23 protein-coding genes and 1 pseudogene are annotated in these 22,143 nt (G+C 62.8%); 9 read left to right on the top strand and 15 right to left on the bottom strand.

Going from position 1 to position 22,143, the window contains the following annotated elements:
- Positions 1 to 131: 131 nt before the first annotated feature.
- The gene (locus AUC70_RS14130) at positions 132 to 386 is read left to right on the top strand and encodes a hypothetical protein (RefSeq protein ID WP_069445418.1); all 255 of its coding nucleotides are present in this window, start codon (positions 132 to 134) and stop codon (positions 384 to 386) included.
- An 81-nt stretch (positions 387 to 467) separates the two neighbouring features.
- On the opposite strand, the gene AUC70_RS17245 is transcribed toward AUC70_RS14130, so the two are convergent.
- Positions 468 to 623, bottom strand: a complete 156-nt coding sequence (locus AUC70_RS17245; RefSeq protein WP_158007463.1) for a hypothetical protein — start codon at positions 621 to 623, stop codon at positions 468 to 470.
- A gap of 206 nt (positions 624 to 829) precedes the next feature.
- On the opposite strand from AUC70_RS17245, the gene AUC70_RS14125 reads away from it, so the two are divergent.
- Entirely contained in the window at positions 830 to 1,069 is a 240-nt protein-coding gene (locus AUC70_RS14125; RefSeq protein ID WP_141702144.1) for a hypothetical protein, read from the top strand.
- 645 nt (positions 1,070 to 1,714) lie between these two features.
- On the opposite strand, the gene AUC70_RS14120 is transcribed toward AUC70_RS14125, so the two are convergent.
- The 3 genes from AUC70_RS14120 to AUC70_RS14110 form a co-directional block, all read right to left on the bottom strand.
- Complete coding sequence (locus tag AUC70_RS14120) at positions 1,715 to 1,930, bottom strand: hypothetical protein (protein ID WP_069445416.1); 216 nt, start codon at positions 1,928 to 1,930, stop codon at positions 1,715 to 1,717.
- Positions 1,931 to 2,125: 195 nt separating this feature from the next.
- Positions 2,126 to 2,434, bottom strand: a complete 309-nt coding sequence (locus AUC70_RS14115) for a hypothetical protein (RefSeq protein WP_069445415.1) — start codon at positions 2,432 to 2,434, stop codon at positions 2,126 to 2,128.
- Positions 2,435 to 2,599: 165 nt separating this feature from the next.
- Positions 2,600 to 3,007, bottom strand: coding sequence for a dihydrofolate reductase family protein (locus AUC70_RS14110; RefSeq protein ID WP_069445414.1), 408 nt, complete (start codon positions 3,005 to 3,007; stop codon positions 2,600 to 2,602).
- 157 nt (positions 3,008 to 3,164) lie between these two features.
- Between AUC70_RS14110 and AUC70_RS14105 the strand changes: the two genes are divergently transcribed.
- Positions 3,165 to 4,115 carry a DMT family transporter gene (locus AUC70_RS14105; protein ID WP_069445413.1) on the top strand — a complete coding sequence of 317 codons (951 nt, stop codon included), beginning with the start codon at positions 3,165 to 3,167 and terminating at the stop codon, positions 4,113 to 4,115.
- Positions 4,116 to 4,118: 3 nt separating this feature from the next.
- On the opposite strand, the gene tgt is transcribed toward AUC70_RS14105, so the two are convergent.
- The 8 genes and pseudogenes from tgt to AUC70_RS14075 all read right to left on the bottom strand — a co-directional run bounded on the left by tgt (position 4,119) and on the right by AUC70_RS14075 (position 9,431).
- Positions 4,119 to 5,249, bottom strand: coding sequence for a tRNA guanosine(34) transglycosylase Tgt (gene tgt / locus AUC70_RS14100; protein WP_083241601.1), 1,131 nt, complete (start codon positions 5,247 to 5,249; stop codon positions 4,119 to 4,121).
- Positions 5,246 to 6,331: a tRNA preQ1(34) S-adenosylmethionine ribosyltransferase-isomerase QueA gene (gene queA / locus AUC70_RS14095; protein ID WP_069445411.1), complete on the bottom strand. Its 1,086-nt coding sequence runs from the start codon at positions 6,329 to 6,331 to the stop codon at positions 5,246 to 5,248. The genes tgt and queA overlap by 4 nt, the downstream gene beginning before the upstream one ends.
- 16 nt (positions 6,332 to 6,347) lie before the next feature.
- Positions 6,348 to 6,875 carry a DMT family transporter gene (locus tag AUC70_RS18450; protein WP_280138262.1) on the bottom strand — a complete coding sequence of 176 codons (528 nt, stop codon included), beginning with the start codon at positions 6,873 to 6,875 and terminating at the stop codon, positions 6,348 to 6,350.
- Positions 6,849 to 7,307 (bottom strand): annotated as a pseudogene (locus tag AUC70_RS18190) (peptidylprolyl isomerase); the annotation flags it as partial. The gene AUC70_RS18450 and the pseudogene AUC70_RS18190, both read right to left, overlap by 27 nt.
- A 51-nt stretch (positions 7,308 to 7,358) precedes the next feature.
- Positions 7,359 to 7,784, bottom strand: a complete 426-nt coding sequence (locus AUC70_RS14085; RefSeq protein ID WP_244505652.1) for a peptidylprolyl isomerase — start codon at positions 7,782 to 7,784, stop codon at positions 7,359 to 7,361.
- Positions 7,781 to 8,002 (bottom strand): hypothetical protein, encoded by a 222-nt coding sequence (locus AUC70_RS17615; RefSeq protein ID WP_206599395.1) that lies wholly within the window; start codon positions 8,000 to 8,002, stop codon positions 7,781 to 7,783. Before AUC70_RS17615 ends, AUC70_RS14085 begins: the two co-directional genes overlap by 4 nt.
- Positions 8,003 to 8,032: 30 nt before the next feature.
- Positions 8,033 to 8,527 carry a pantetheine-phosphate adenylyltransferase gene (coaD, locus tag AUC70_RS14080; protein WP_069445410.1) on the bottom strand — a complete coding sequence of 165 codons (495 nt, stop codon included), beginning with the start codon at positions 8,525 to 8,527 and terminating at the stop codon, positions 8,033 to 8,035.
- A 193-nt stretch (positions 8,528 to 8,720) separates the two neighbouring features.
- Positions 8,721 to 9,431 carry an OmpW/AlkL family protein gene (locus AUC70_RS14075; RefSeq protein ID WP_069445409.1) on the bottom strand — a complete coding sequence of 237 codons (711 nt, stop codon included), beginning with the start codon at positions 9,429 to 9,431 and terminating at the stop codon, positions 8,721 to 8,723.
- 342 nt (positions 9,432 to 9,773) lie between these two features.
- On the opposite strand from AUC70_RS14075, the gene AUC70_RS14070 reads away from it, so the two are divergent.
- On the top strand, positions 9,774 to 10,508 hold the full coding sequence (locus AUC70_RS14070) for a Crp/Fnr family transcriptional regulator (RefSeq protein ID WP_069445408.1): 735 nt from the start codon (positions 9,774 to 9,776) through the stop codon (positions 10,506 to 10,508).
- Between the two features lie 40 nt (positions 10,509 to 10,548).
- Here AUC70_RS14070 and gyrA read toward each other — a convergent pair whose 3' ends face one another.
- Positions 10,549 to 13,314: a DNA gyrase subunit A gene (gene gyrA, locus AUC70_RS14065; RefSeq protein ID WP_069445407.1), complete on the bottom strand. Its 2,766-nt coding sequence runs from the start codon at positions 13,312 to 13,314 to the stop codon at positions 10,549 to 10,551.
- Between the two features lie 525 nt (positions 13,315 to 13,839).
- Between gyrA and AUC70_RS14060 the strand changes: the two genes are divergently transcribed.
- Positions 13,840 to 14,328 carry a bacterioferritin gene (locus AUC70_RS14060; protein ID WP_069445406.1) on the top strand — a complete coding sequence of 163 codons (489 nt, stop codon included), beginning with the start codon at positions 13,840 to 13,842 and terminating at the stop codon, positions 14,326 to 14,328.
- Positions 14,329 to 14,443: 115 nt separating this feature from the next.
- On the opposite strand, the gene AUC70_RS14055 is transcribed toward AUC70_RS14060, so the two are convergent.
- Positions 14,444 to 14,908 (bottom strand): single-stranded DNA-binding protein, encoded by a 465-nt coding sequence (locus AUC70_RS14055; RefSeq protein WP_069445405.1) that lies wholly within the window; start codon positions 14,906 to 14,908, stop codon positions 14,444 to 14,446.
- Positions 14,909 to 15,229: 321 nt separating this feature from the next.
- Here AUC70_RS14055 and AUC70_RS14050 point away from each other — a divergent pair, with 321 nt between their 5' ends.
- Positions 15,230 to 15,841, top strand: a complete 612-nt coding sequence (locus AUC70_RS14050) for an MAPEG family protein (RefSeq protein WP_052464300.1) — start codon at positions 15,230 to 15,232, stop codon at positions 15,839 to 15,841.
- Here AUC70_RS14050 and AUC70_RS14045 read toward each other — a convergent pair.
- Complete coding sequence (locus AUC70_RS14045; protein WP_069445404.1) at positions 15,838 to 16,398, bottom strand: DUF2585 domain-containing protein; 561 nt, start codon at positions 16,396 to 16,398, stop codon at positions 15,838 to 15,840. The two genes, AUC70_RS14050 and AUC70_RS14045, sit on opposite strands and share 4 nt — an antisense overlap.
- 104 nt (positions 16,399 to 16,502) lie before the next feature.
- Here AUC70_RS14045 and AUC70_RS14040 point away from each other — a divergent pair, with 104 nt between their 5' ends.
- The 3 genes from AUC70_RS14040 (at position 16,503) to AUC70_RS14030 (ending at position 22,077) form a co-directional block, all read left to right on the top strand.
- Positions 16,503 to 18,071, top strand: a complete 1,569-nt coding sequence (locus AUC70_RS14040) for an AAA family ATPase (protein ID WP_069445403.1) — start codon at positions 16,503 to 16,505, stop codon at positions 18,069 to 18,071.
- An 82-nt stretch (positions 18,072 to 18,153) separates the two neighbouring features.
- Positions 18,154 to 21,117: an excinuclease ABC subunit UvrA gene (gene uvrA, locus AUC70_RS14035; RefSeq protein WP_083241599.1), complete on the top strand. Its 2,964-nt coding sequence runs from the start codon at positions 18,154 to 18,156 to the stop codon at positions 21,115 to 21,117.
- Between the two features lie 90 nt (positions 21,118 to 21,207).
- Positions 21,208 to 22,077, top strand: a complete 870-nt coding sequence (locus AUC70_RS14030; protein WP_069445402.1) for an HD domain-containing protein — start codon at positions 21,208 to 21,210, stop codon at positions 22,075 to 22,077.
- The last annotated feature ends 66 nt before the right edge of the window (positions 22,078 to 22,143 follow it).

The raw sequence follows: 22,143 nt of genomic DNA, 5'->3' as shown, positions 1-22,143 counted from the left end.
GATTTGCCGGTATTCGGCGGCAAGGCCGCGACAGGGCGCCGGGCGATGGTCCACCTCGCAACCGGAGGTGACGCACCACAACCTAGGCGTTATTCTTGAGTCTTCTTGCAACTCAACGAAACCGTTGCCGTATGGGAATCCTCAAGGACGACGCACCAACGGACGGCCTGGTCGAACGCAGGACGTTCAAGTGGGAGCAGAACGGAACCGAGGCACGCTTGGTTGCTGTCGTGGACGGCAAGCGCGTCGCCGATCTGGTGATCCCCGACGACATGCTCCCTCACCTCGAGGCAATGAAGGTCGTCTGGGAATGGTACGTCCTTCAATGCAAGGACGGCCACGCCGCGCTCCGCCGCCTCTTGAAGTGCGGGATGGGCGACTACTAGCCGCGTCTCCAGGGGGCACAGCGCCCCGTGACCGGGCAGGCGACACGCCTCGGAGGAATCACTTGTCACGCGACAACGAGGCTAAGAAGCGCCCTTTGCCTTCGACGGTCCGCCCAGCAGGCAGCCGATTACGATCACCGGTATTGCGACGAGCAGCGCGCCGACGATGAGCGGTGGTTGGACGGCAGCGACAACCACTGCCCAGACCAGCGCAACGAGGATATAACTTGCGAACATGTGTCACCTCTCCTGAGCCCCAGTCAGGATATGGGGGCCCGCTCAACAGCGGCAAGCCTCTCAATTAGCGTCCCAGCGTCATCAGCCTCGACCGGGGCAAGACTGCGGGCAACACTGCGAGGATGACGAGGCTGCCGTGCCAACGTCACGAAGTGACGCTAGGGCTCTTCTGGTACACTAGGATGCCGGCGCGGGGGTCGGCTGTCTTGCTGCCTGCTTCCCTGTACGCCTTTTCCTCACAGAGCATCGTTGCCATGGCCGACGGCAAATCCTTGATCGATACGCTGCAGAGGCACATCGGGGTCTGGCTCATGTCCGCGCTCGTCGTGGGAACCGCGATCATCGTGATTTGGTGGTTCGCCTCGGACGTAGTCGTCGCGATCATCAAGGCTTTCGAGATCATTCTCTGGCTGCTTGGGCTCATGCTCTGGCCGTTCCGGCTCTAGTCGAGAGGCGCAGCCTATGGCGGACGCGGTTCAGAAGAGTCGCAGGCTCATGAGCTGCCCCTCTACTAGGCCTGCGTGCATGGACGCGCCTCACACGCACGGTACTCTTGCCGGGGCACGGCAGTCCTCTTGCCGGTCGGCGTATGTCGTGAAACGCCCGGATTCAGGGCGAAAATGGCCAAAATCGCCGGAGTCGCGCCCGCCGCCCTGTATCACTTTGCGCCATACCGTGGCCAAAACATCACAGCATTTCCGGGCAAACGCCGATATAGTCATCCTCAGAATCGACAGACAGAAACGGGGGACCAACCAATGCGTCTGCTTATTGCTACTGCCATCATTATCTCTGCCACGATCGGCCTCGGCGGCTGCTTCGGCCATCACGAGAAGGCCGTTGTTGTCGAGCCCTTGAAGCTTGGCTAAACGACATTGACGATGAGATAGCGCGTTCGCCTATCTCTCCGGCAATTGCCAAAACCCGGCTGGGTCCGCCCAGCCGGGTTTTTTGGCGTTTGGGCACCTCCTTGGAGTGAGCGCCCTCACCTGCTCCGCAAAGCAACACAGCCGCCCCCGACAATCGAGAGCGGCTGTGCAGCCAAAGCTTATTCCGGTGCCGCGCGTGAGCGGCAACCGTATGCATGACACTTACTTACACTTCGTCATGCCATGCATGGCCATCTTGGCGTCGGCCTCGGTCTTGTACTCGCCCATCATCGCGAATTTCGCGGTGTCGGTCGGGGCCGTGCGGCTCATGACGCACTTCTTCGTCGTGTTGTCGAACATGACATAGAACGGGCCCATCGCCAGAGCGGGGGTGGCGAAGGCCGCAAGCGCAGTCGCAATGATCAGTGTCTTCTTCATGGGGGTCTCTCCTAGTTTTCGTGCAAGGCAGGAGTGCCTCGCACGGGAACCAGAGCACCGATCACCGTTCACTGAAAACTCAACTTGGCGACAGTGAAAGCACACAGCCGTTCAACCAACGGTGATGCCAATTTGATCTTGTTTTCGAGGCGCACGTTGCGACGCGCGACGTAGGCTGAGCTTTCCGTGTGCGCTCTATTTCGCCGGCGCGCCTGCGAAGCGGCGGCGAAGGCGTTTATAGACCTTGCGCTTCAGGAAGTAGTAGGCCGGGCGGCCCATGATGGCGATGGCGACGAATTTCGACACAAAGGGCGTTGCGCCGAGAACACCGGAGATCCCGGCCCTGACGCCCGGGTCAAGGTCCGTGGCCATGACCAATGGGATGATCGGCCACGCGACATAGGCGCCGACGAGAATGACTGCGCCGAGCGTGAACCGCCAACCGATCTGTTCGGCGGTAAACTCTGGTTCCGTGGCAGCGATAGTCGTCTCCCTCGCGAACACAATGACCGGCCCGTTCTGTTGCTCTCAGACCTGCCGGCCCACATCGGGCGGCCCCTACCTGTCTTTGCTCATTCTAGGACGAAGCCTGAACCTGCAAAAACCCTCACCTGCGCAGTAGCGGCGAAAGGCGGCAATTTTGGGCAGGCCGTCTATCGCGGGGCGCGCCTAGGCGTCGTCCGGCGTCGCGACCAGCCAGGCCGGATCGAACCATCTGTCGGCCTCTCCATCATAGGAGAGCCTATTGATGTCCCAATGACGGATGTAAGGCGCATAGACGTCCCAAACCGGGGGGCCGCCACCCACATAGACCACGCGGTCCGGAAACCACCCGAACACCTCCTCCGGATGGTGGATGGAGCGAATCTCAACAATGGTGCGGTCCTCATAGGCGTATTCCGGGAAGGCGGAGATGGTCGTGGGACCGGCGATGACCACGTGACCGCGCGTCACATCGAAGAAGCGGGCCACATCGGCGACATACTCCCGGTCCTTGTTGCCTTCCCAGGGCAACGCGCCGTTCAGGCCGAGCTGACCTCTCTGTCCAATCGCAATGATCGCGCGTATGTCCGCCACGGGGTTCCTCCATCTGGTCCGGGCCACTTGTTTTATCGGCAGATAGCTCTTTGGCAAGGAATGGTGCAAGAGAAGTCGTCGACGAGACAGCTCGCCGAAACAGGACAGCGTATCGAAACACGGCGCCAACGGTGAAGGCGCGGAAACACGGAACATCATGGCGCCTCGCCTCGTCTCAAATCCCTATCAGAACCAAGTGGTCAAGGCGATCGGGCTCATGGTGCTCGCCACGCTGTGCATCGCGGCGCTCGACACGACCGCCAAATATCTGACCGACACGCATAAGCTCCCGGTCGCGCAGGTGGTTTGGATGCGTTTTGTCTGGCACGTCGTGTTCAGCGCCGTGTTCCTTTGGCCGTTCGCGCTGCGGCCTCGTTGCGATCGGCGAAGCCCGCGTCAAGTCGTCCGATCCTGTCTGATGATCGTGACGACGGCGCTGAACTTCATCGCGCTGAAATATCTCCAGCTCGATCAGAACATCGCGATTTTCTTCCTGATGCCGCTCCTCGTCGCCGCATTGTCCGGGCCCTTGCTCGGCGAGTGGGTCGGGTGGCACCGCGCCTCCGCCATCTTCGCCGGATTTATTGGCGTGCTGGTGGTGATGCACCCGGGCATCGGCGACGTGCATTGGGCCATGCTGTTCACGCTCGGCGCGACGTTCGGCTATGCGCTGTTCAATATCGCAACCCGTTACCTCGCGGCCTACGACCCGCCGGCGGTCACCCAGACCTACACGCCGCTCGTGGGCGTGCTGATCATGACGCCGCCGGGCCTCCTGTATTGGCAGTGGCCGGACCAGTGGTGGGTTTGGCTGCTGTTTGCCTCGCTCGGATTCTGGGGCGGCCTCGGCCATTGGATCATCATCCTGGCGCACCGGCTTGCACCCGCGAACGTGCTGGCGCCGTATATCTATCTCGGCCTCATTTGGATGTCCGCCTTCGGCTTCGTCATTTTCGACCACGTCCCGACATGGTGGACCATTGCCGGCGCGGCCATCGTCATCCTTGCCGGGCTCTACCTCCTGGCGCGGGAGCGCATCGCCGAGGACCGTGAGCGCAAACGCGGCGCGGCGCGTTCCGCCGGCGCCGAGTTCGAGCCGCCGCAATAGCGGCTAGTCCGTCCCTTCCGCCTTCGCGTAACGGCGGCGGATGTCGTCGGCGAAGTCGGCGAACGTGCCGTTCGCGATGGCGGCGCGCGCGCCAGCCATGAGCTCTTGGTAGAACTGGATGTTGGCGTAGCTCATCAGCATGGCGCCCAGCATCTCGCCTGCCTTCACGAGATGGTGGAGATAGGCGCGGCTGTACTGCGCGGCCGGACAGGCACTGTCCGCATCGAGCGGGGTCAGATCCTCAGCGTACTGCGCGTTCCGCAGATTGAGACGCCCGCCCCAGGTGAAAGCCTGGCCATGACGCCCCGAGCGGGTCGGCATCACGCAGTCGAACATGTCTATTCCCCGCGCGACCGCGCCGAGAATGTCGAGCGGCGTGCCGACGCCCATGAGATAGCGCGGCTTGTCCTCGGGCAGATACGGTGTCGTCGCGTCCAGCGTGTCGAACATGGCCTGCTGACCTTCGCCCACCGCAAGGCCGCCGACCGCATAGCCGGGAAACCCGATCTCGACGAGCGTCCTGGCCGAGTCCTCCCGCATGTCTGGAAAGATGCTGCCCTGGACGATTCCGAACAGGGCCTGGCCCGGCGCGCTCATCGTCTCGAAAGCTGCCTTCGAGCGCTCGGCCCAGCGCATAGACAGGTCGAGCGACACGCGTGCCTCCTCGCGGCTGCAAGGAAACGGCGTGCATTCGTCGAGCGCCATCTGGATATCGGCGCCGAGCAGGCACTGCACTTCGACAGCGCGCTCCGGCGTGAGGAAGACGGGCGCTCCATCCAGGTGCGAATTGAAGGTAACGCCCTCCTCGGTGATCTTGCGGAGCTTTGCGAGGGACATGACCTGATAGCCGCCGCTGTCGGTGAGGATTGGCTTGTCCCAATGCATGAAGCTGTGGAGCCCGCCGAGCTTGGCGATGCGTTCCGCGCCGGGGCGCAGCATCAAGTGGTAGGTGTTGCCGAGAATGATGTCCGCGCCCGCGGCGGCCACGTCCTCGATGAACATGGCTTTGACCGTCGCCTGCGTTCCGACCGGCATGAAGGCGGGGGTGCGGATCTCACCGCGCTGAGTCTCAATGACGCCGGTGCGGGCGCCCGCGTCCTTCGCCTTCAGCGCAAACGAAAAGGGGACCGTCACACCGGGTCTTTCGGAGTCAGCAGGCACGCATCGCCGTAGGAGTAGAAGCGATAGCCCTCGGAGATCGCGTGGCCATAAGCCAGTTTCATCGTCTCGAGTCCGCTGAAGGCGCTGACGAGCATGAACAGCGTCGATTTAGGCAGATGGAAGTTGGTCAAGAGACGGTCGACGAAGCGCAGGCGATAGCCGGGCGTGATGAAGATGTCCGTCTCGCCGTGGAACGGCTTCAGCGTAGCGAACTCGTCGGAGGCACTTTCGAGCAGCCGCAAGCTCGTCGTTCCGACGGCGACCACCTTGTTGCCGCGCGATTTGACCGCATTCAACGCGAACGCCGTTTCGGTCGACACCTCGCCATACTCCGCATGCATGCGGTGGTCGTCCGTATCCTCGGCACGGACCGGCAGAAACGTGCCGGGCCCCACATGCAACGTCACGAAATAGATGACGATGCCGAGCTCGTCGAGCGTTTGGAGCAGTTTGCGGGTGAAGTGCAATCCGGCCGTGGGCGCGGCCACCGCCCCCTCCTCGCGTGCGAACGTGGTTTGGTAGTCCGTGCGATCCTGGTCGTCCGGCGCCCGCCGCGCGGCGATATAAGGCGGCAGCGGCATGGCGCCCTGCGCCTCGATCGCATCGTGGAGCGCTGGGCCGCTCAGGTCGAACGCCAACGTCACCATGCCTTCCTGCCCTTTGGCCTCGACCGTGGCGATCAGGCTGCCGTCGGCGCAGGCATTGCTATCCTTACCGAACTGAATGCGGTCGCCGGGCTCGAGCCGCTTGCCCGGTTTCGCCAGCGCGTTCCAGCGGTGATCGTCCAGCTTCTCGATGAGGTTGGCGGAAATCTGGGCGGTCGCATAGCCGCGCGTCCGCACGCCCTGAAGCGCCGCCGGAATCACACGGGTGTCGTTGAAGACGAGCGCGTCGCCCGGCTCGAGCAAGAGGGGCAGATCGGCCATGACCTTGTCGGCCAGGATGTCGGGGTCGCCCGGGTGCACGACGAGCAGTCGCGCAGCGTCGCGCGGATGCACCGGGCGCAGCGCGATCAGCCCATCGGGTAGTTCAAAATCGAAAAGGTCTGTTCGCAAGGACTCCCCGTCGGGGCTAGAGCATTCGAACCATGAGCGCGCCGACCAGCACCAGCACCACCCCCGACACGCGCCCAACGCTGAGTTCCCGTTGAGCAAGATCGAAAAGACCGAACCGGTCGAGCAGTAGCGCCGCCGCCAATTGGCCGGCAATCGACAGGGCCATGAGCGCGGCAATGCCGATCTTCGGCGCCACGACCAAATTGACCAGCACATACACGGCGCCAAGGAGCCCGCCGCCGATCAACATATACAGCGGCATGGACCGCAGCGCGCCAAGATCGGTGCTTCCACGTGCGAAGAGCAACACGACCACGGCGAGCGCCACGGTGCCGACGCAAAACGACCAGAGCGCAGCCGAGAGCGGATGCCCAAGCGCGCGGCAAGCTCCGCGTTGATCGGAGCTTGCATCGCGATCATGGCGCCGGTCGCCAGGGCCACCAGCGTCAGCAACATTGCAGTACCGGACATTGCCGCGGATTCCTTGGACTTGCCGTTGTGCCCGCCGGTCATCCGGCGCGTCGGCGGCGATCTTGGCCGACACGATCTTGTCCGGGCTTGCCGGCGGCTCGCCCCGGTTGATCTGATCGACGTTCTCCATGCCTTCGATCACGCGGCCCCAGACCGTATATTTGCGGTCGAGGAAGGTGGCGTCGTCGAAGCAGATGAAGAACTGGCTGTCCGCCGAATCCGGCGACTGGGCCCGCGCCATCGACACGGCGCCGCGGGTATGGGGTTCGGCGTTGAACTCGGCGGCGAGCTTCTGACCCGAACCGCCTGCACCGGTTCCGGTCGGATCGCCGGTCTGAGCCATGAAGCCTTCGATCACCCGGTGAAACGGAACGCCATCGTAGAATCCCTGCCGGGCGAGTTCCTTGATGCGGGCGACGTGATTGGGCGCAAGGTCGGGACGCATTTCGACCACGACATTGCCTTTGCTCGTCTCGATGATGAGTGTGTCTTCGGGATTGGCCACGTGTCGGGCTCCTTCATGTTTGTCGTTTCGCTTCGGGGGGTGCCGGACCGTCTACTCGATGGTCGCCTTCTGGATGTAGTCGAGCTTGGGAAACTGCGTGACGAGATAGGCGTTCCCTTGCGCCTTGATCAGCGCCTGGTTCGGACCGTTGCCGCGTGGGGCGCCCTCGCCGTAACCCTTGTAGAGGGAATCGACCACATCCATGCCGGAGATTATTTTCCCGAACGGCGCGAAGCCCTGACCGTTGAGCCCGGCGTTGTTGTTGAAATTGATGAAGACCTGGGTGGTGCGCGTGTTCGGGCCTGCCGTAGCAAACGTCACCGTGCCGCGCGCGTTGGATTCCCGGACCGGATCGTCGGGGATGTTCGCGTTGCTCCAGGCGGCGGAAACGTCGGGGTTTCCGCTAATGCCGAACTGGACCATGAAGCCGTCGATCACGCGGAAGAAGCGCGCATCGTTGTAGAAGCCGGCTTTCACCAAGTTGTAGAACCGATCGCGCCGTGTGGTGCCCAGTCGCGGGTCACCTGAATGACGAAGGTGCCCTTGGAGGTCACGAACTTCGCCTTGTAGCTGTTCGGCGCGCGCTCTTTTAGCGATGCCGGATTTCCGAGACTTGCCGCCGATGACGGGGCCTGGGCCATTGTAGCTGAAAACAGCAGGGTTGCCGCGAAGAGGACGACGGTCCTGATGGTCATGGGGTTTCCTCGTTTGTAGGTCTCTGAAGATTAAGGTGCAAGTTTGCGCCCTAGCGCCAAATTGACCGGCTCCGGAACGAAAGGTGAGACATCGCCACCCATTGCGGCAATCTGACGGACAAGACTGGCCGCGATATGGCGTGTCCCCGGCGATGCGGCAAGGAAGACGGTTTCGATGTCCGGCGCAAGGGCCGCATTCATCCCCGCCATCTGCATTTCGTAGTCGAAGTCGCCCGCGTCGCGCAGACCGCGAAACACGACCGTGGCGCCGACGCTTCTGGCCGCCTCGACTGTCAGCCCGTCATAGACCATGACTTCGAGCTCGATGCCAAGTTCGCGTGCCACTGGCGCAAGGGACTCCCGGGCGAGCGTTACGCGTTCGTCGGCCGTGAAAAAAGGCCCCTTGCTGTGATGCCCGCCAATGGCGATCACCAAGCGGTCGATGAGGTGCGCCGCGCGGCGCACGATATCCACATGCCCCAGGGTGACGGGATCGAAACTCCCAGGATAGAAACCGACGCGCATGACGTTGGCGCTCCTCTTGTCTGTGCGCAGCTTTCGTTGGGGCTGGGGGTCGCCGTGACCCCATGCGGCCCCTTCTAGCCGTGCCGGGGGCGTGTCGGCAAGGCCGCAGCGCGATCCGGGGAGCGGACGCAAAAAAGGCCCGGTGTTTCCACCGGGCCCCAAAACTCGTCAGTCGCTGGGTAGTGCGACTATTTCAGGTCGCCGTAGGCGCCGTGGTGTCGTGGCCGCCCAGCAAATCGCTGAGATTGAAGCGATAGCCGAAGCCGGCCGAGACGATCAGCGGATCGAGGTCGACATCGGCCGTGACGCCCGTGCCGCCCCAACGTGCGTTGGTGTTGAGCCAGGTCTTCTTCACGTCGGCATTGAGGTACCAGCCATTGCCGACGGCAACGTCCAGACCGGCCTGAAGGGTGAAACCGAGGCCATCGTCGATTGCCGAGCTCGTGCCCGGGCCCAGCTTGCTGTCCTCGTCGAAGAAGGCGATGTACTGCATGCCAACGCCGACATACGGCTTGAAGGTGCCGTCGGGATTGAAGTGGTACTGCGCCGTGAGGGCCGGCGGGAAGATCCAGGTATCGCCGATCTCACCCAGGGCGGCGATGCTGCCCGTCGCGTCGATGCTGTGCTTCGCGAAGCAGCAGAACAGCTCGACGGCGATGTTGTCGGTGAAGAAGTAGGAGATGGTCATCGCCGGGATGACCTCGTCGCTCACGTCAGCGCCAGCACCCGGAATGCGCGAGCCGTTCAATTTCACAGTGGCATCTGTATCCGGCAATACGCCGGTCACCACGCCACGGATCATCAGGTCACCATGGTTGTCGCCAGCCAGAGCCGGTTTCGGCGCCGCGGCGAGTAACACGGCAAGGGCGAGGCCTGCCGCCAGCGTGCTCAGGATATTTTTCATAACGTCCCCCAGTCATTGCGGTGACCGCTCGCGGCCCCATCGCGTTTGTTCCCTCTTTTCATGTGACGGTTCCCGGGGACACGCCAGGATGGATCAGCCCTGTTGCCTGATTAAGGTCAGCGATTGTCGGCTCCGGACACATCTGTTGCAACGGCGACACAGTTTTTCTTGATCCTAGTCAAGACGTTGCCTGCGAGCGGTGCTCAGGGCCTAGTGCCGCAGGCCCCGGGGGCTTGATCGGCGTCAAGGTCCGATTCGCGTGTTCTTGTCATGAGTGGATCGACAACCGGCGGTGTACGCACTGCCGCGCAGGGTATTCACGTGACAACAGACAGTTTGATAATGGCCGCCCCTCTCTCGCCGGTAGACGCCGGGCCCAGCGCGGACTGGCAAGCGACGCTGCCGGCCGAGCTTGCCGAGCACGGCACCCTCGTCCATACGAGGCCCGGACAAGCGCTCCCGCTGACGCTCGGCGGCGAAGAAACCGTTTTCGTCGTCCGTATGGCGACTTTGCTCTTCCGGCTAACCCTTGCTGACAATCTCCGTCAGGGGGTCACCCTGCTCTATCCCGGTGACGTGTTCCGCTCGGCCTTCGCTCCGCCGGGACCCGGAGCCAATCTGGTCTCACTGACTGCCGGGGAGGTGCTGCGATACCGTTATGACGCCTTCTCCAGGCTACTGGACACGAATGCCGGCGCGCGCGCCTATTTCGACATGGCCGTGGCCCGTCAATCGGCACGCCAGGCCATTCATCTCGCGGCGGTGGGCCAACTCGACAGCACGCAGCGGCTGGTCACGTTCCTGATCGAACTCGCGACCCAAATCGGGGTTCCGGCTTCCGAGGGGCGTGTCGTCTTCGAGTTGCCGCTGAGCCGCGGCGAGGTGGCCGAGTATCTGGGGCTCAACGCCGATACGCTGTCACGGATCATGTCGCGGCTGCGCAACGAAGGCCTGTTGTCCCAGCCGGATCGTCATACCGTATTCGTCAAGGATTTGACGGCTCTAGCCGCCCTGTCACCGGCATCGGAGTCGCTGATGTCCGCGCGGCGACCGAATATGAGCGGGCCGAGGCCTTAACCGGTCCAGCCCGAAGGCCTAACCGGTCAGGGCCGAATCCTTAGCTCGTCTCTCCGCCGTCGGGATCGAGTGGCACATCTGCATCGTCATCCCCGCTTTCGTCGCCATTACCGGCTTCGTCGGGAATGTGCTCGACGGAAACGACACGCTCGTCCGCGGCCGTATCGAAGATGATGACCCCTTGGGTCGACCGGCCGACGACTGAAATGCCGTCCACGGGCACGCGGATCAACTGGCCCCGATCGGTCACGAGCATGAGCTGGTCGCTGTCATCGGCCGGGAACGACGCAACGAGCTTGCCGTTCCGCTCGTTCACGATCATGCCGATGATGCCCTTTCCGCCCCTGCCCGACACCCGGAACTCGTAGGCGCTGGAGCGCTTGCCGTAGCCGTTCTCCGAGATCGTCAGCACCATCTGCTCATGGGCGCTGAGTTCGGCGTAGCGCTCGGGACTGATCGCCACGGTTTCGGCGCCTTCGGCCTCTTGTTCCATGTCGGGCTCCTGCTCGCCGCCGCGGCGGACCATGTTGGCCTGGCGGACATAGGCGGCACGCTCGGCCGCATCCGCGTCCACATGGGTCAGTATAGCCATGGAGATGACTTCGTCGCCCTTGCCGAGATTGATGCCCCGGACACCGGACGATTGCCGGCCCTTGAACACGCGAACGTCGGTCACGGGGAAGCGAATGGCTTGGCCGTCGGCTGACGTCAGCAGCACGTCCTGCCGTTCGTTGCAGACCTCGACGCCGACAATGTGGTCGCCCTCCTCCAGCTTCATGGCGATCTTGCCGTTCTGGCGGACCTCGATGAAGTCGGAGAGCTTGTTGCGGCGAACCCCGCCATCGTTGGTGGCGAACATTACGTCGAGCTTCTCCCAGGACGCCTCGTCCTCGGGGAGCGGCAGGATCGTGGTGATGATCTCGTCCTTGCCGAGCGGCAGCAGATTGATGAGGGCCTTGCCGCGCGCCTGAGGCGCCGCTTGCGGCAACCGCCAGACCTTCATCTTGTAGACCATGCCGCGCGAAGAGAAGAACAGGACAGGCGTGTGCGTGTTGGCAACAAACAGACGGCTGACGAAATCCTCGTCGCGCGTCGCCATGCCGGCACGTCCCTTCCCGCCCCGGCGCTGCGAGCGATACGCGGTGAGCGGCACGCGCTTGATGTAGCCCTTGTGGGACACGGTCACGACCATGTCCTCGCGCTGAATGAGGTCCTCGTCCTCGACCTCGCCCATCATCTCGGTGATCTCGGTCCGCCGCGGCGTGCCGAACTGCTCCTTGAGCGCGTTCAGTTCGCCCTTGACGATGTCGACGATCCGGGACCGCGACCGCAGGATCTCCAGATAGTCGGCGATCTGGGCGCCAAGTCCCTTCAGTTCATCGCCGATCTCGTCGCGACCGAGCGCGGTCAGGCGCTGCAGCCGGAGATCGAGAATGGCCTTCGCCTGCTCTTCGGAAAGCTTGTAGGTGCCTTGCTCGGAAACCTTGTGGCGGGGATCGGCGATCAGCTCCACGAGCGGCGCGACGTCCTTGGCCGGCCAATCCCGTTCCATCAACTGCGCGCGCGCCGTGGCCGGATCGGGCGCCTTGCGGATCAGCGCGATAACCTCGTCGATATTCGCAACGGCAATCGCGAGCCCGACGAGCACATGGGCGCGTTCGCGCGCCTTCTTGAGCTGATGCTTGATGCGCCGGCCGACGACCTCCTCGCGGAAGTCGGTGAAAGCCAGGATCAAGTCCTTGAGATTGAGGACCTCGGGACGGCCGCCATTCAGCGCCACCATGTTGCAGCCGAACGTGCTCTGCAGCGGCGAGAACCGGTAGAGCTGATTGCGCACCACATCGGCCATGGCCTCGCGCTTCAGCTCGATGACCACCCGCATCCCCTGACGGTCGCTCTCGTCGCGAATGTCGGAAATGCCTTCGATCTTCTTGTCGCGGACGAGCTCAGCGATCTTCTCGACCATCGACGCCTTGTTCACCTGATAAGGAATCTCGGTGACGATCAGCGCTTCGCGGTCCTTGCGAACCTCTTCCACATGCACGCGACCGCGCATGATCACAGAGCCGCGGCCCTTGTGATAAGCCGAGCGTATACCCTGGCGCCCGAGAATAAGGCCGCCGGTCGGAAAGTCCGGACCCGGAACGATTTCGATGAGTTCGTCGATCTCGATGGCCGGGTTGTCCAAATAGGCGATACAGGCGTCGCAAACCTCGGTGAGATTGTGCGGCGGAATATTCGTCGCCATGCCGACGGCGATGCCGCCGGCGCCGTTGACGAGCAGATTCGGGAACTTGGCCGGCAGGACGACCGGCTCCTGCTCGCGCCCGTCGTAGTTGGCCTGAAAGTCGACCGTGTCGTTCTCGAGGTCGTCGAGCAACGCCATGGCGGGCTTGGCGAGCCGCACCTCGGTGTAACGCTCGGCCGCGGGCGGATCGCCGTCGACGGAGCCGAAGTTCCCCTGCCCGTCGAGCAGCGGCAGCCGCATGGAGAAGTCCTGCGCGAGCCGCACCAGCGCGTCGTAGATCGCCTGGTTGCCGTGCGGATGGTACTTACCCATCGTGTCGCCGGTCACGCGCGCGCATTTGTTGTACGGCCGGTCCGGGGTGTAGTTGTTCTCGCGCATCGAATACAGGATGCGCCGGTGCACGGGCTTCAGGCCGTCACGCGCATCGGGCAGCGCACGCGACACGATCACGCTCATGGCGTAATCGAGATAGGAGCGCTTCATCTCATCGATGAGCGAAACCGGTCGGATATCGGAGGAGGACGGTTCCTCGACGCCTTCGTCTTCTTCGTCAGCCAAGGACGGAAATGCCTTCTAAAATCGGTCGAAGAACACACTCCCAAGCGCGCCGACGCTTGAGCGGCGCGGGGTTCTTAGGATGCATTCGAGAAGCTGTTTCTATAGCTGATTTCGCTACGATTCTGCAACCGCGAACGGTCTCTTATAGGCAGGATTTTAGCCTTAAAATACAGATACTTGCCAAAGCCCTCGGTGCGGCAAACAGAGTGGGCGGTTTCGGCGCTTCGGAAGGGCGATTCTGGGCCGCGCCGGCAACCGTTCATAAAGGCTCAAATTGGACCATGGAGGTCTGAATTGCCTCCTTGCCGGGTGGCTTTCCGCACCCCTTTTCCGGGCAAGAAAGCGCGCCCGCCTGTCGCATTGAAGACCTGGATCAAGGTCCCATTTGAAGGATGTGGTTTGCTTGGCACCAACCAAGGCATGATTCTCATCCGGTCTTGATCCTTCGGAAATTGACCTTCCAGAAACTGGCGCCTGAGACTATGGCGCCTCGATCGAGACCCTCACCAGAAGGAAGACGAGACTATGAGCAACGAGACGACGATGAAGAACCTTCAGAAGGCGCTGTCGATGGAGCTGTCGGCCATGCACCAGTACCAGCTTCACGCCCATACGCTGGATGACTGGGGGCTCGACAAGCTGGCCGCGCAGATGCGTGAGGAGATGACGGAAGAGCTGGGCCATTCCAACGAATACATGAACCGCATCATGTTCCTGAACGGCGAACCGGAGCTCGAGTTCTACAAGAAGCCGGTCAAGGCGTCCTCGCTCGAGGCCATGTTCAAGGCCGACCTCGCCGACGAAGAGGAAGCGATCGCTTTCTACACCCATGCCGCGATGCAGGCGTCCGAGCAGGCCGATGTCGGAACGCGCACGCTGTTCGAGAAAATCCTCCTAGACGAGGAAGGCCACAAGAGTTGGCTCGAGCTGCAGCTGAGCCTGCTGGATCGTCTCGGCGAAAAGACGTTCAGCTCCAAGTACGTATCCGGCGTAGAGTCGTCCTCCGCCGAATAGACCGGATGATCGTGATCGCGGCGCCGTCGTGGCTTACGTCACGCGGCGACCCGCGCCACGGCAACTGGAGTCGTTGAATTTGGAAGAAGCGCCTGGGGTGCGGTCCTAAGGCGTCCTAGAATGGGATCTCGTCGTCCAGTTCCTTGTTGAACGACCCGCCGCCGCTGAGAGGTTTGGTGCGGCCGAAATCACCGCCGCCGCCGCTCTCGCTCATGCCCCCGCCCTGCTGGCGTCCGTCGAGCATGGTCAGCGTCGAATTGAAGCCCTGCAGCACGACCTCGGTGGTGTAGCGCTCCTGGCCTGACTGATCTTCCCATTTGCGGGTCTGTAGCGCGCCCTCGACATAGACCTTCGAGCCTTTGCGCAGATACTGCTCGGCCACCCGCGCAAGCCCTTCGGAGAAAATCACCACCCGATGCCATTCGGTTTTCTCGCGGCGCTCGCCCGAATTCTTGTCCCGCCAGCTGTCGGTGGTCGCCAGACGCAGGTTGACGATCGGGCGCCCGTCCTGGGTATGGCGCACTTCGGGGTCGGCACCGAGGTTTCCGATGAGAATAACTTTGTTGACCGATCCGGCCATGCTTCCGACCTCCCCGCATACGAGCCGCTGAAATAATCAAGGTCCGCGCGAGCTTCGAGCCCACGACGGCCAATCCGGCACGATAGGCGCAAGGACACCCGCGTGCCAGAACGCATCGCCAGCCTGTCCCCCCTGTCCACAACCTGGGGGATGATGGCAACGCAGCCAGAATGTACCCGTTTTGTTCTCGTCCGTCTACCATGTTGCCCTCTTGTTATTCCTTGGCGTGCGCCCTATGGCTAACAAAACGACAGAGAATATTTCGGCAGCACGCTCCATCCTCCGAGGACGACTGCCCCAGATCCAGGAAAAGCAAGAACGATGCAGCGGCAGGTCCGCCAGGGACAGACATCCACGCGCCGTAAGGGCAAGCGGCGCGACCCACGGGTCAAATATTTCGGCTTCACCGCCATGCAGTGGCCCTTCATCGCCACGCTGGTTGGTAACTGGCTGTTTTCAGCGGCGGTCTTCGCCGCCGGCAAGACGTTTTGGGATTGGACTCCCGAGGCGTGGGGTATTGCCGACCGTCTGGCTCTCGTCATCAAGGATGCGGTGGTGGCGATCCTTCCCGGCGTCCTGGGCATTTGTATTGTTGCCGCGCAGCGGCTCGACCCCTCCATGTTCGTCGGCTCAACGCCGAAGCCGAACTCCCCGGTCGAGATCAACACCAAGTTCATCCTGAACACGTTCGAGCAGTTCACCGCCTACTTCATCGCCAATGCGGGCCTTGCGATGTACTGCCCCATCGAGGAGGCGCGCACGCTTCCGATCCTGACGGGGCTGTTCGTGTTGGGCCGAATCCTGTTCTGGGTCGGCTACCACAAGAACCCGTACTTGCGGGCCTTCGGCTTTGGCGTGACGTTCTACCCGACCGTGATCGCCTATGTCTGGCTCATCCTGATCATGGTGTTCGGGATCCGGGTTCCGCTCTAGCGGCTGTTCTGCCACTGCAGCACGGTTTCGCTGGGCCACAACAGCATCAGCACGTTGAGGGCGAGACCGTCGCGGATCATGATCCCGGTGAAGAGCTCGAAGGCGATGCCGATCGTCACGGTAAGCCACACCGGCAGCCTGCTCGCGAGCACGAAGCCTAAGACCATGAACAGGATGTCGCTCACCGAGTTGAGAACGCTGTCGCCGTAATAGTCGAGCGCGACCGTGGCCTCGCGATAGCGGTCGATCACATAGTCCGTGTTCTCGATGATCTCCCAGGCCGCTTCCACGCCGATGGCGAGCAGCAGCCGCGTGCCGACAGAGGCGCGCGGCGCGATCAGCCAGAACAGCAGGTAAAACAGGAAGCCGTGGATGACATGCGAGGGCGTGTACCAGTCGATGATGTGCTGGGAGTTCTCCGAGCTCACCACCTGAAAGTGCCACAGCTTCACCGTCCCGCATTTGCAGATCCATGGATGGCCCATGACGTAAAGCGCGAGTGCCGTCGCCACGATCAGACCGGCGGCAAGGAGATATTGGGTGCGGGTTATGGTCATGGATTTTGTCAGCGCTCGCGAATCGGATCGTGATGTCGTTTGATTGCGTATAGCCCATTCTCCGCCGTCTCCGGTTCGGAGAGTGCGCGCGATAGGAGACAGTCATGACGCAAGACGAGGCACTGGAGCTGCTCAAGACTGGCGCCAGCGTCTTCCTGACGGGTCGGCCCGGCAGCGGCAAAACCCACACGGTGAACCGCTACCTGGAGGACCTGGCCGAGGCGGGCATCCCGTATGCCTACACGGCCTCGACGGGAATCGCCGCCACGCACGGCCATGGGGTCACCATCCATGCCTGGAGCGGCGTCGGCGTCAAAAGCGCCCTCACCCGGCGCGACCTGGACACGATCGCCGGTAACCGTCGCCTTGCGGGACGCATCGAGAAGACCAAGGTCCTCGTTATCGACGAAGTGTCGATGCTGCCCGCCCGGACCTTGACCTTGGCGGACACGGTCTGCCGCCATGTGCGGGCGACGAACGCGCCGTTCGGCGGCCTCCAAGTGGTGCTTGTCGGAGACTTCTTTCAGTTGCCGCCCGTCGTGCGCCGGCAGTCCGACGACGGCATGCTGCAATTCGGCGGTGACGACGAGGACTCGGACGCAAGTTTCGCCCATGGCTCCGCCGCCTGGCGCGATCTCGATCCCACCGTCTGCTATCTGTCGGAACAGCATCGCCAGGAGGACCGGCCCTTCCTCGATCTTCTCGATGCCATCCGCGCCAACGCCTGCACCGAGGTTCACCGCGAGCGTCTGGCCGCGCGCGTCGTGGCGCACGATACGCTGCCCCCTACCCGCACGCGGCTCTTCACCCACAATGCCGCCGTCGACGACATCAACCGGCAGCAGCTCGCCAAGCTGGACGGCGAGCCGCACATCTTCCCCATGACCGGCAAAGGCGCTCAATTCGCCATCGACGCCCTCAAGCGGGGCTGCCTGTCGCCGGAGATGCTGGCCCTGAAACTCGGGGCCGTGGTGATGTTCACCAAGAACGATCCGGCCGGACGCTACGTCAACGGCACGCTGGGGCTGGTAGAAGACTTCGATGCCGAAACCGGCGCGCCGGTCGTGCGCACCAAGAGCGGCAAACGCATCGTCGCCGAGCCCGTGACCTGGAAGATCGAGGAAGGTGGCTCGGAACGCGCGAGCATCACCCAGCATCCGTTGCGGCTGGCATGGGCGATCACCGTGCACAAGAGCCAGGGCATGTCGCTGGATGCCGCCGTGATCGATCTCTCGAAGGCCTTCGAGTTCGGCCAGGGCTATGTGGCCCTCTCCCGTCTGCGCAGTCTCAAAGGCCTGCAACTGCTGGGGCTTAACGAGCGCGCGCTGCAGGTTCACCCACAGGCTATCGAGAAGGATGCCGAGTTCCGCAGCGCTTCGGAAGACGCGCTCGAGGCCCTGAAGCGGCTTGGCCCGAAGGAACTCGACCTGCGGCAGCAGGCCTTCATGGAAGCGAGCGGAGCCGCCGCCGCCGATGCGGCCGGGAAGAGCTACGACGTCGCCGCGCTGCGCCAAACCCACGGCAAGGCCTATGCCCCCTGGACCGAGGCGGAAGAGCAGGAACTGCGCCGCCTGCACCATGTGGGGGAAAGCCCGACCGCGATCGCCGAGATCCTGGGGCGCAAGCCGGGCGCGATCCGCTCGCGCCTCAAGAAGCTGGCACTGCTGTCCTGATGAAAAATGGCCCCAACAACGGCCGCCTGCGGCCTCTTATGCCTTGCGCGAGGGGCCGCATCCCCCGACATTACCTCGCAGTATGACGGCAAAATCCATCTCCATTCGCGGCGCCCGGGAACACAATCTCAAGAACGTGTCTCTCGACCTGCCGCGCGAAAAACTAGTGGTGATTACGGGCCTTTCCGGCTCCGGCAAGTCCTCGCTGGCCTTCGACACGATCTATGCCGAGGGGCAGCGGCGCTATGTGGAGAGCCTTTCGGCCTACGCACGCCAGTTCCTGGACATGATGCAGAAGCCGGACGTGGACCATATCGAGGGCCTGTCTCCCGCCATCTCCATCGAGCAGAAGACCACCTCCAAGAACCCGCGCTCGACCGTGGGCACGGTGACGGAGATCTACGACTATATGCGCCTGCTCTGGGCGCGGGTCGCATCCCCCTATTCGCCGGCGACGGGCCTGCCCATCGAAAGCCAGACCGTGAGCCAGATGGTGGACCGGGTCCTAGACCTTCCGGAAGGCACGCGGCTGTATCTGCTGGCGCCGATCGCGCGCGGCCGCAAGGGCGAATACCGCAAGGAGCTGGCGGAGCTGCAGAAGAAAGGCTTCCAGCGGGTCAAGATCGACAATCAGTTCCACGAGATCTCCGAAGCGCCGAAGCTCGACAAGAAGCTGAAGCACGATATCGACGTGGTGGTGGACCGGGTCGTGGTGCGGTCCGACATGTCCGCGCGGCTGGCGGACTCGCTGGAGACCGCGTTGTCGCTCTCCGACGGCATCGCCATCGCCGAGTTCGCCGACGAGCGCGGGCCCGGCGAGGACAAGCGCATCATCTTCTCGGCCAAGTTCGCCTGCCCCGTCTCGGGCTTCACCATCGAGGAGATCGAGCCGCGGCTGTTCTCGTTCAACAACCCCTACGGCGCCTGCCCCGAATGCGACGGGCTCGGCACGGAGCTGTTCTTCGAGCCGGAGCTGGTGGTGCCGAACGATGCGCTGTCGCTGAACCGCGGCGCCATCGCGCCCTGGACGCGCACGTCGGCCACCTCGCCCTACTATCAGCAGACGCTGGAGGCCGTGGCCAAGCACTACAAGCAGCCCATGACGAAGCCGTGGAAGGACCTGCCCGAGGACTTCCGCGAGATCGTGCTCTACGGCTCTATCGACGAGGTCACGTTCGTCTATGACGACGGCGTGCGGCGCTACCAGACCGAGAAGCCGTTCGAAGGGGTCATCACCAATATCGAGCGGCGCTGGCGCGAGACCGAATCCAACTGGGTGCGCGAGGAGCTGGAGCGCTATCAGTCCGACCAGCCCTGCGAAGCCTGTCTCGGCTACCGCCTCAAGCCGCAGGCGCTCGCGGTGAAGATCGCCGGGCACCACATCGGCGAAGTCACCGACATGTCGATCCGGGACGCCAAGGAGTGGTTCGATAACCTCCCCGGCGAGCTCACGGACAAGCAGAACGAGATCGCCGAGCGCATCCTCAAAGAGATCCGCGAGCGGCTGAAGTTCCTCGACGATGTCGGTCTGGAGTACCTGACGCTCGCCCGCGCCTCCGGCACCCTCTCCGGCGGCGAGAGCCAGCGCATCCGTCTCGCCTCCCAGATCGGTTCCGGCCTCACCGGCGTGCTCTACGTGCTGGACGAGCCTTCTATTGGCCTGCACCAGCGCGACAATGCCCGCCTGCTCGACACGCTGAAGCACCTGCGCGATCTCGGCAACTCGGTGATCGTGGTGGAGCACGACGAAGACGCGATCCTGGAATCGGACCACGTGGTCGACATGGGCCCCGGCGCGCGCGCTGGCGGCAAGGTCGTGGCCGAAGGCACGCCCAAACAGATCATGCAGTCCCCGGACAGTCTCACGGGCCAGTACCTCGTGGGGCTGAAGCAGATCGAACTGCCGAAGAACCGCCGCAAGCCCAAACGCGGCCGCAGCCTCAAATCAAGCGCGCGCGAGAACAATCTCAAGGACATCGACGTCGACATGCCGCTCGGCCTCTTCACCTGCGTGACGGGCGTCTCGGGCGGCGGCAAGTCCACCTTCCTCATCGAGACGCTCTACCGCGCGGTCGCCCGCAAGCTGAACAATGCGCGCGAGCTCCCCGGCGAGTACGACGAGATCGTCGGCCTCGAACATCTCGACAAGGTCATCGACATCGACCAGAGCCCGATCGGCCGCACGCCGCGCTCCAACCCCGCCACCTATACGGGCGCCTTCACGCCCATCCGCGAATGGTTCGCCGAGCTGCCCGAGGCGAAGACGCGCGGCTACAAGCCGGGGCGCTTCTCCTTCAACGTGAAAGGCGGGCGCTGCGAAGCCTGCCAGGGCGACGGCGTCATCAAGATCGAGATGCACTTCCTGCCCGATATCTACGTCACCTGCGATGTGTGCAAGGGCAAGCGCTACGACCGCGAGACGCTGGAGATCAAGTTCAAGGGCAAGTCCATCGCCGACGTGCTGGACATGACCGTGGACGAGGCGGCCGAGCTGTTCAAGGCGGTGCCGTCCGTGCGCGACAAGCTCCTCACCCTCGCCCGGGTCGGCCTCGGCTATATCCATGTGGGCCAGCAGGCGACGACGCTGTCGGGCGGCGAGGCCCAGCGCATCAAGCTCTCCAAGGAGCTGTCCAAGCGCGCGACGGGCCGTACACTGTATATTCTCGACGAGCCCACGACGGGGCTGCACTTCCACGACGTGGCGAAGCTGCTCGAAGTGCTGCACGAGCTGGTCGACCAAGGCAACACCGTGATCGTCATCGAGCACAATCTCGAAGTGATCAAGACGGCGGACCACATCATCGACCTCGGCCCCGAAGGCGGCGACGGCGGCGGACACGTGGTCGCCACCGGCACGCCCGAAGAAGTGGCGGCCGTCAAGGACAGCTATACGGGGCAGTATCTGAAGGAGCTGTTGGGGCGACGGGGAGCTTCCGGCGGCTCAGGCTCTGGCGCGTCGAAGGCACCTGCGAAGGCCACTAGCGGCAAGGCATCGAAGTCACCCGCTAAGCGCAGCCCACGGAAGAAGGCCGAGGCTGCGGAGTGACGCGTTAAGCTCGATGTTGGACTGGGGTTGTGCCAGCTAGGTCAACAATCCAGAGTGGATTGTCTTGACAAACAGAACAAATCGTGAACAATGACTTTTGAAGCACAGCGAATCCGAGACCCTCTGCACAATCTGATCACGTTTCAGGCTAACGAGTTCGAGCATGTCATGTGGCGCGTCATACAAACTCGGCCCTTTCAACGATTGCGCCGCGTAAAGCAGTTAGGCTTTTCGGAGTTTGTCTATCCAGGTGCCACGCACTCGCGGTTTGCCCACAGTCTTGGCGTCTTTCACGTGGCTCGTAAGCTGATGCGGATTATTAAGGAGCACTTGGGCCAAAGCCGTTATTTGGAGACACGCGCGCATCAAGCGATTGCAGCGGCGCTGGTACATGACTTAGGGCATGGTCCATTTAGCCACGCATTTGAGGAAGTGGGGCGCCGACTAGATCTGAGATTGGCGGACCATGAAGAGGTCAGCGACGCCATTATTATGGATAGCGAGGTCGCAGACAGGCTAAACGAATTGGGAAGCGGTTTCTCTGACGACGTCGCCCGCATCATTAAGGCAGAGGGCCCGGGTAATATTTACAGCGCTGTGGTCTCAAGCCAGTTTGATGCTGATCGCCTGGACTACATGCAGCGCGACCGCTTAATGACGGGCACACAGCAGGGTGCCATAGATTTTGAGTTGCTTCTTGCCAACATCGAGGTGGGGGAGGTGCCATCTGGTGTTGACGAAGAAAACCTCGGCCCAGTTGAGACATTTGTTCTAGGCCCTAAAGCGATCTTCGCGGCGGAAGCCTATGTTTTGGGTCTCTTCCAACTCTACCCCACAGTCTATTTGCACAAGACCACGCGCGGCGCAGAGAAGCTGTTTACAGAACTTCTGTGCCGAGTAGTTAAGCTGAGCAAGGATGAATCCGTCAGACTTACGGGCCTTACGGTGGCCATCCCCTAGTGCAGTTTGCAAGAAACCCTGACGACCTGGAATCCGTCCTTCGCCTCGACGACGTCGTGATTTCCG

This window comes from Methyloceanibacter stevinii, from assembly GCF_001723355.1.
Taxonomy (GTDB): domain Bacteria; phylum Pseudomonadota; class Alphaproteobacteria; order Rhizobiales; family Methyloligellaceae; genus Methyloceanibacter; species Methyloceanibacter stevinii.
Note: the sequence above shows the minus strand (reverse complement) of the source record. Positions and strands in the feature narration are given on the sequence as shown.

Coding starts and splice junctions, on each gene's coding strand:
- AUC70_RS14130 (WP_069445418.1), top strand. CDS start 132: ATGGGAATCCTCAAGGACGACGCACCAACGGACGGCCTGGTCGAACGC.
- AUC70_RS17245 (WP_158007463.1), bottom strand. CDS start 623: ATGTTCGCAAGTTATATCCTCGTTGCGCTGGTCTGGGCAGTGGTTGTC.
- AUC70_RS14120 (WP_069445416.1), bottom strand. CDS start 1,930: ATGAAGAAGACACTGATCATTGCGACTGCGCTTGCGGCCTTCGCCACC.
- AUC70_RS14105 (WP_069445413.1), top strand. CDS start 3,165: ATGGCGCCTCGCCTCGTCTCAAATCCCTATCAGAACCAAGTGGTCAAG.
- AUC70_RS17615 (WP_206599395.1), bottom strand. CDS start 8,002: ATGACCATCAGGACCGTCGTCCTCTTCGCGGCAACCCTGCTGTTTTCA.
- coaD (WP_069445410.1), bottom strand. CDS start 8,527: ATGCGCGTCGGTTTCTATCCTGGGAGTTTCGATCCCGTCACCCTGGGG.
- AUC70_RS14075 (WP_069445409.1), bottom strand. CDS start 9,431: ATGAAAAATATCCTGAGCACGCTGGCGGCAGGCCTCGCCCTTGCCGTG.
- AUC70_RS14070 (WP_069445408.1), top strand. CDS start 9,774: ATGGCCGCCCCTCTCTCGCCGGTAGACGCCGGGCCCAGCGCGGACTGG.
- AUC70_RS14060 (WP_069445406.1), top strand. CDS start 13,840: ATGAGCAACGAGACGACGATGAAGAACCTTCAGAAGGCGCTGTCGATG.
- AUC70_RS14055 (WP_069445405.1), bottom strand. CDS start 14,908: ATGGCCGGATCGGTCAACAAAGTTATTCTCATCGGAAACCTCGGTGCC.
- AUC70_RS14050 (WP_052464300.1), top strand. CDS start 15,230: ATGCAGCGGCAGGTCCGCCAGGGACAGACATCCACGCGCCGTAAGGGC.
- AUC70_RS14045 (WP_069445404.1), bottom strand. CDS start 16,398: ATGACCATAACCCGCACCCAATATCTCCTTGCCGCCGGTCTGATCGTG.
- AUC70_RS14040 (WP_069445403.1), top strand. CDS start 16,503: ATGACGCAAGACGAGGCACTGGAGCTGCTCAAGACTGGCGCCAGCGTC.
- uvrA (WP_083241599.1), top strand. CDS start 18,154: ATGACGGCAAAATCCATCTCCATTCGCGGCGCCCGGGAACACAATCTC.
- AUC70_RS14030 (WP_069445402.1), top strand. CDS start 21,208: ATGACTTTTGAAGCACAGCGAATCCGAGACCCTCTGCACAATCTGATC.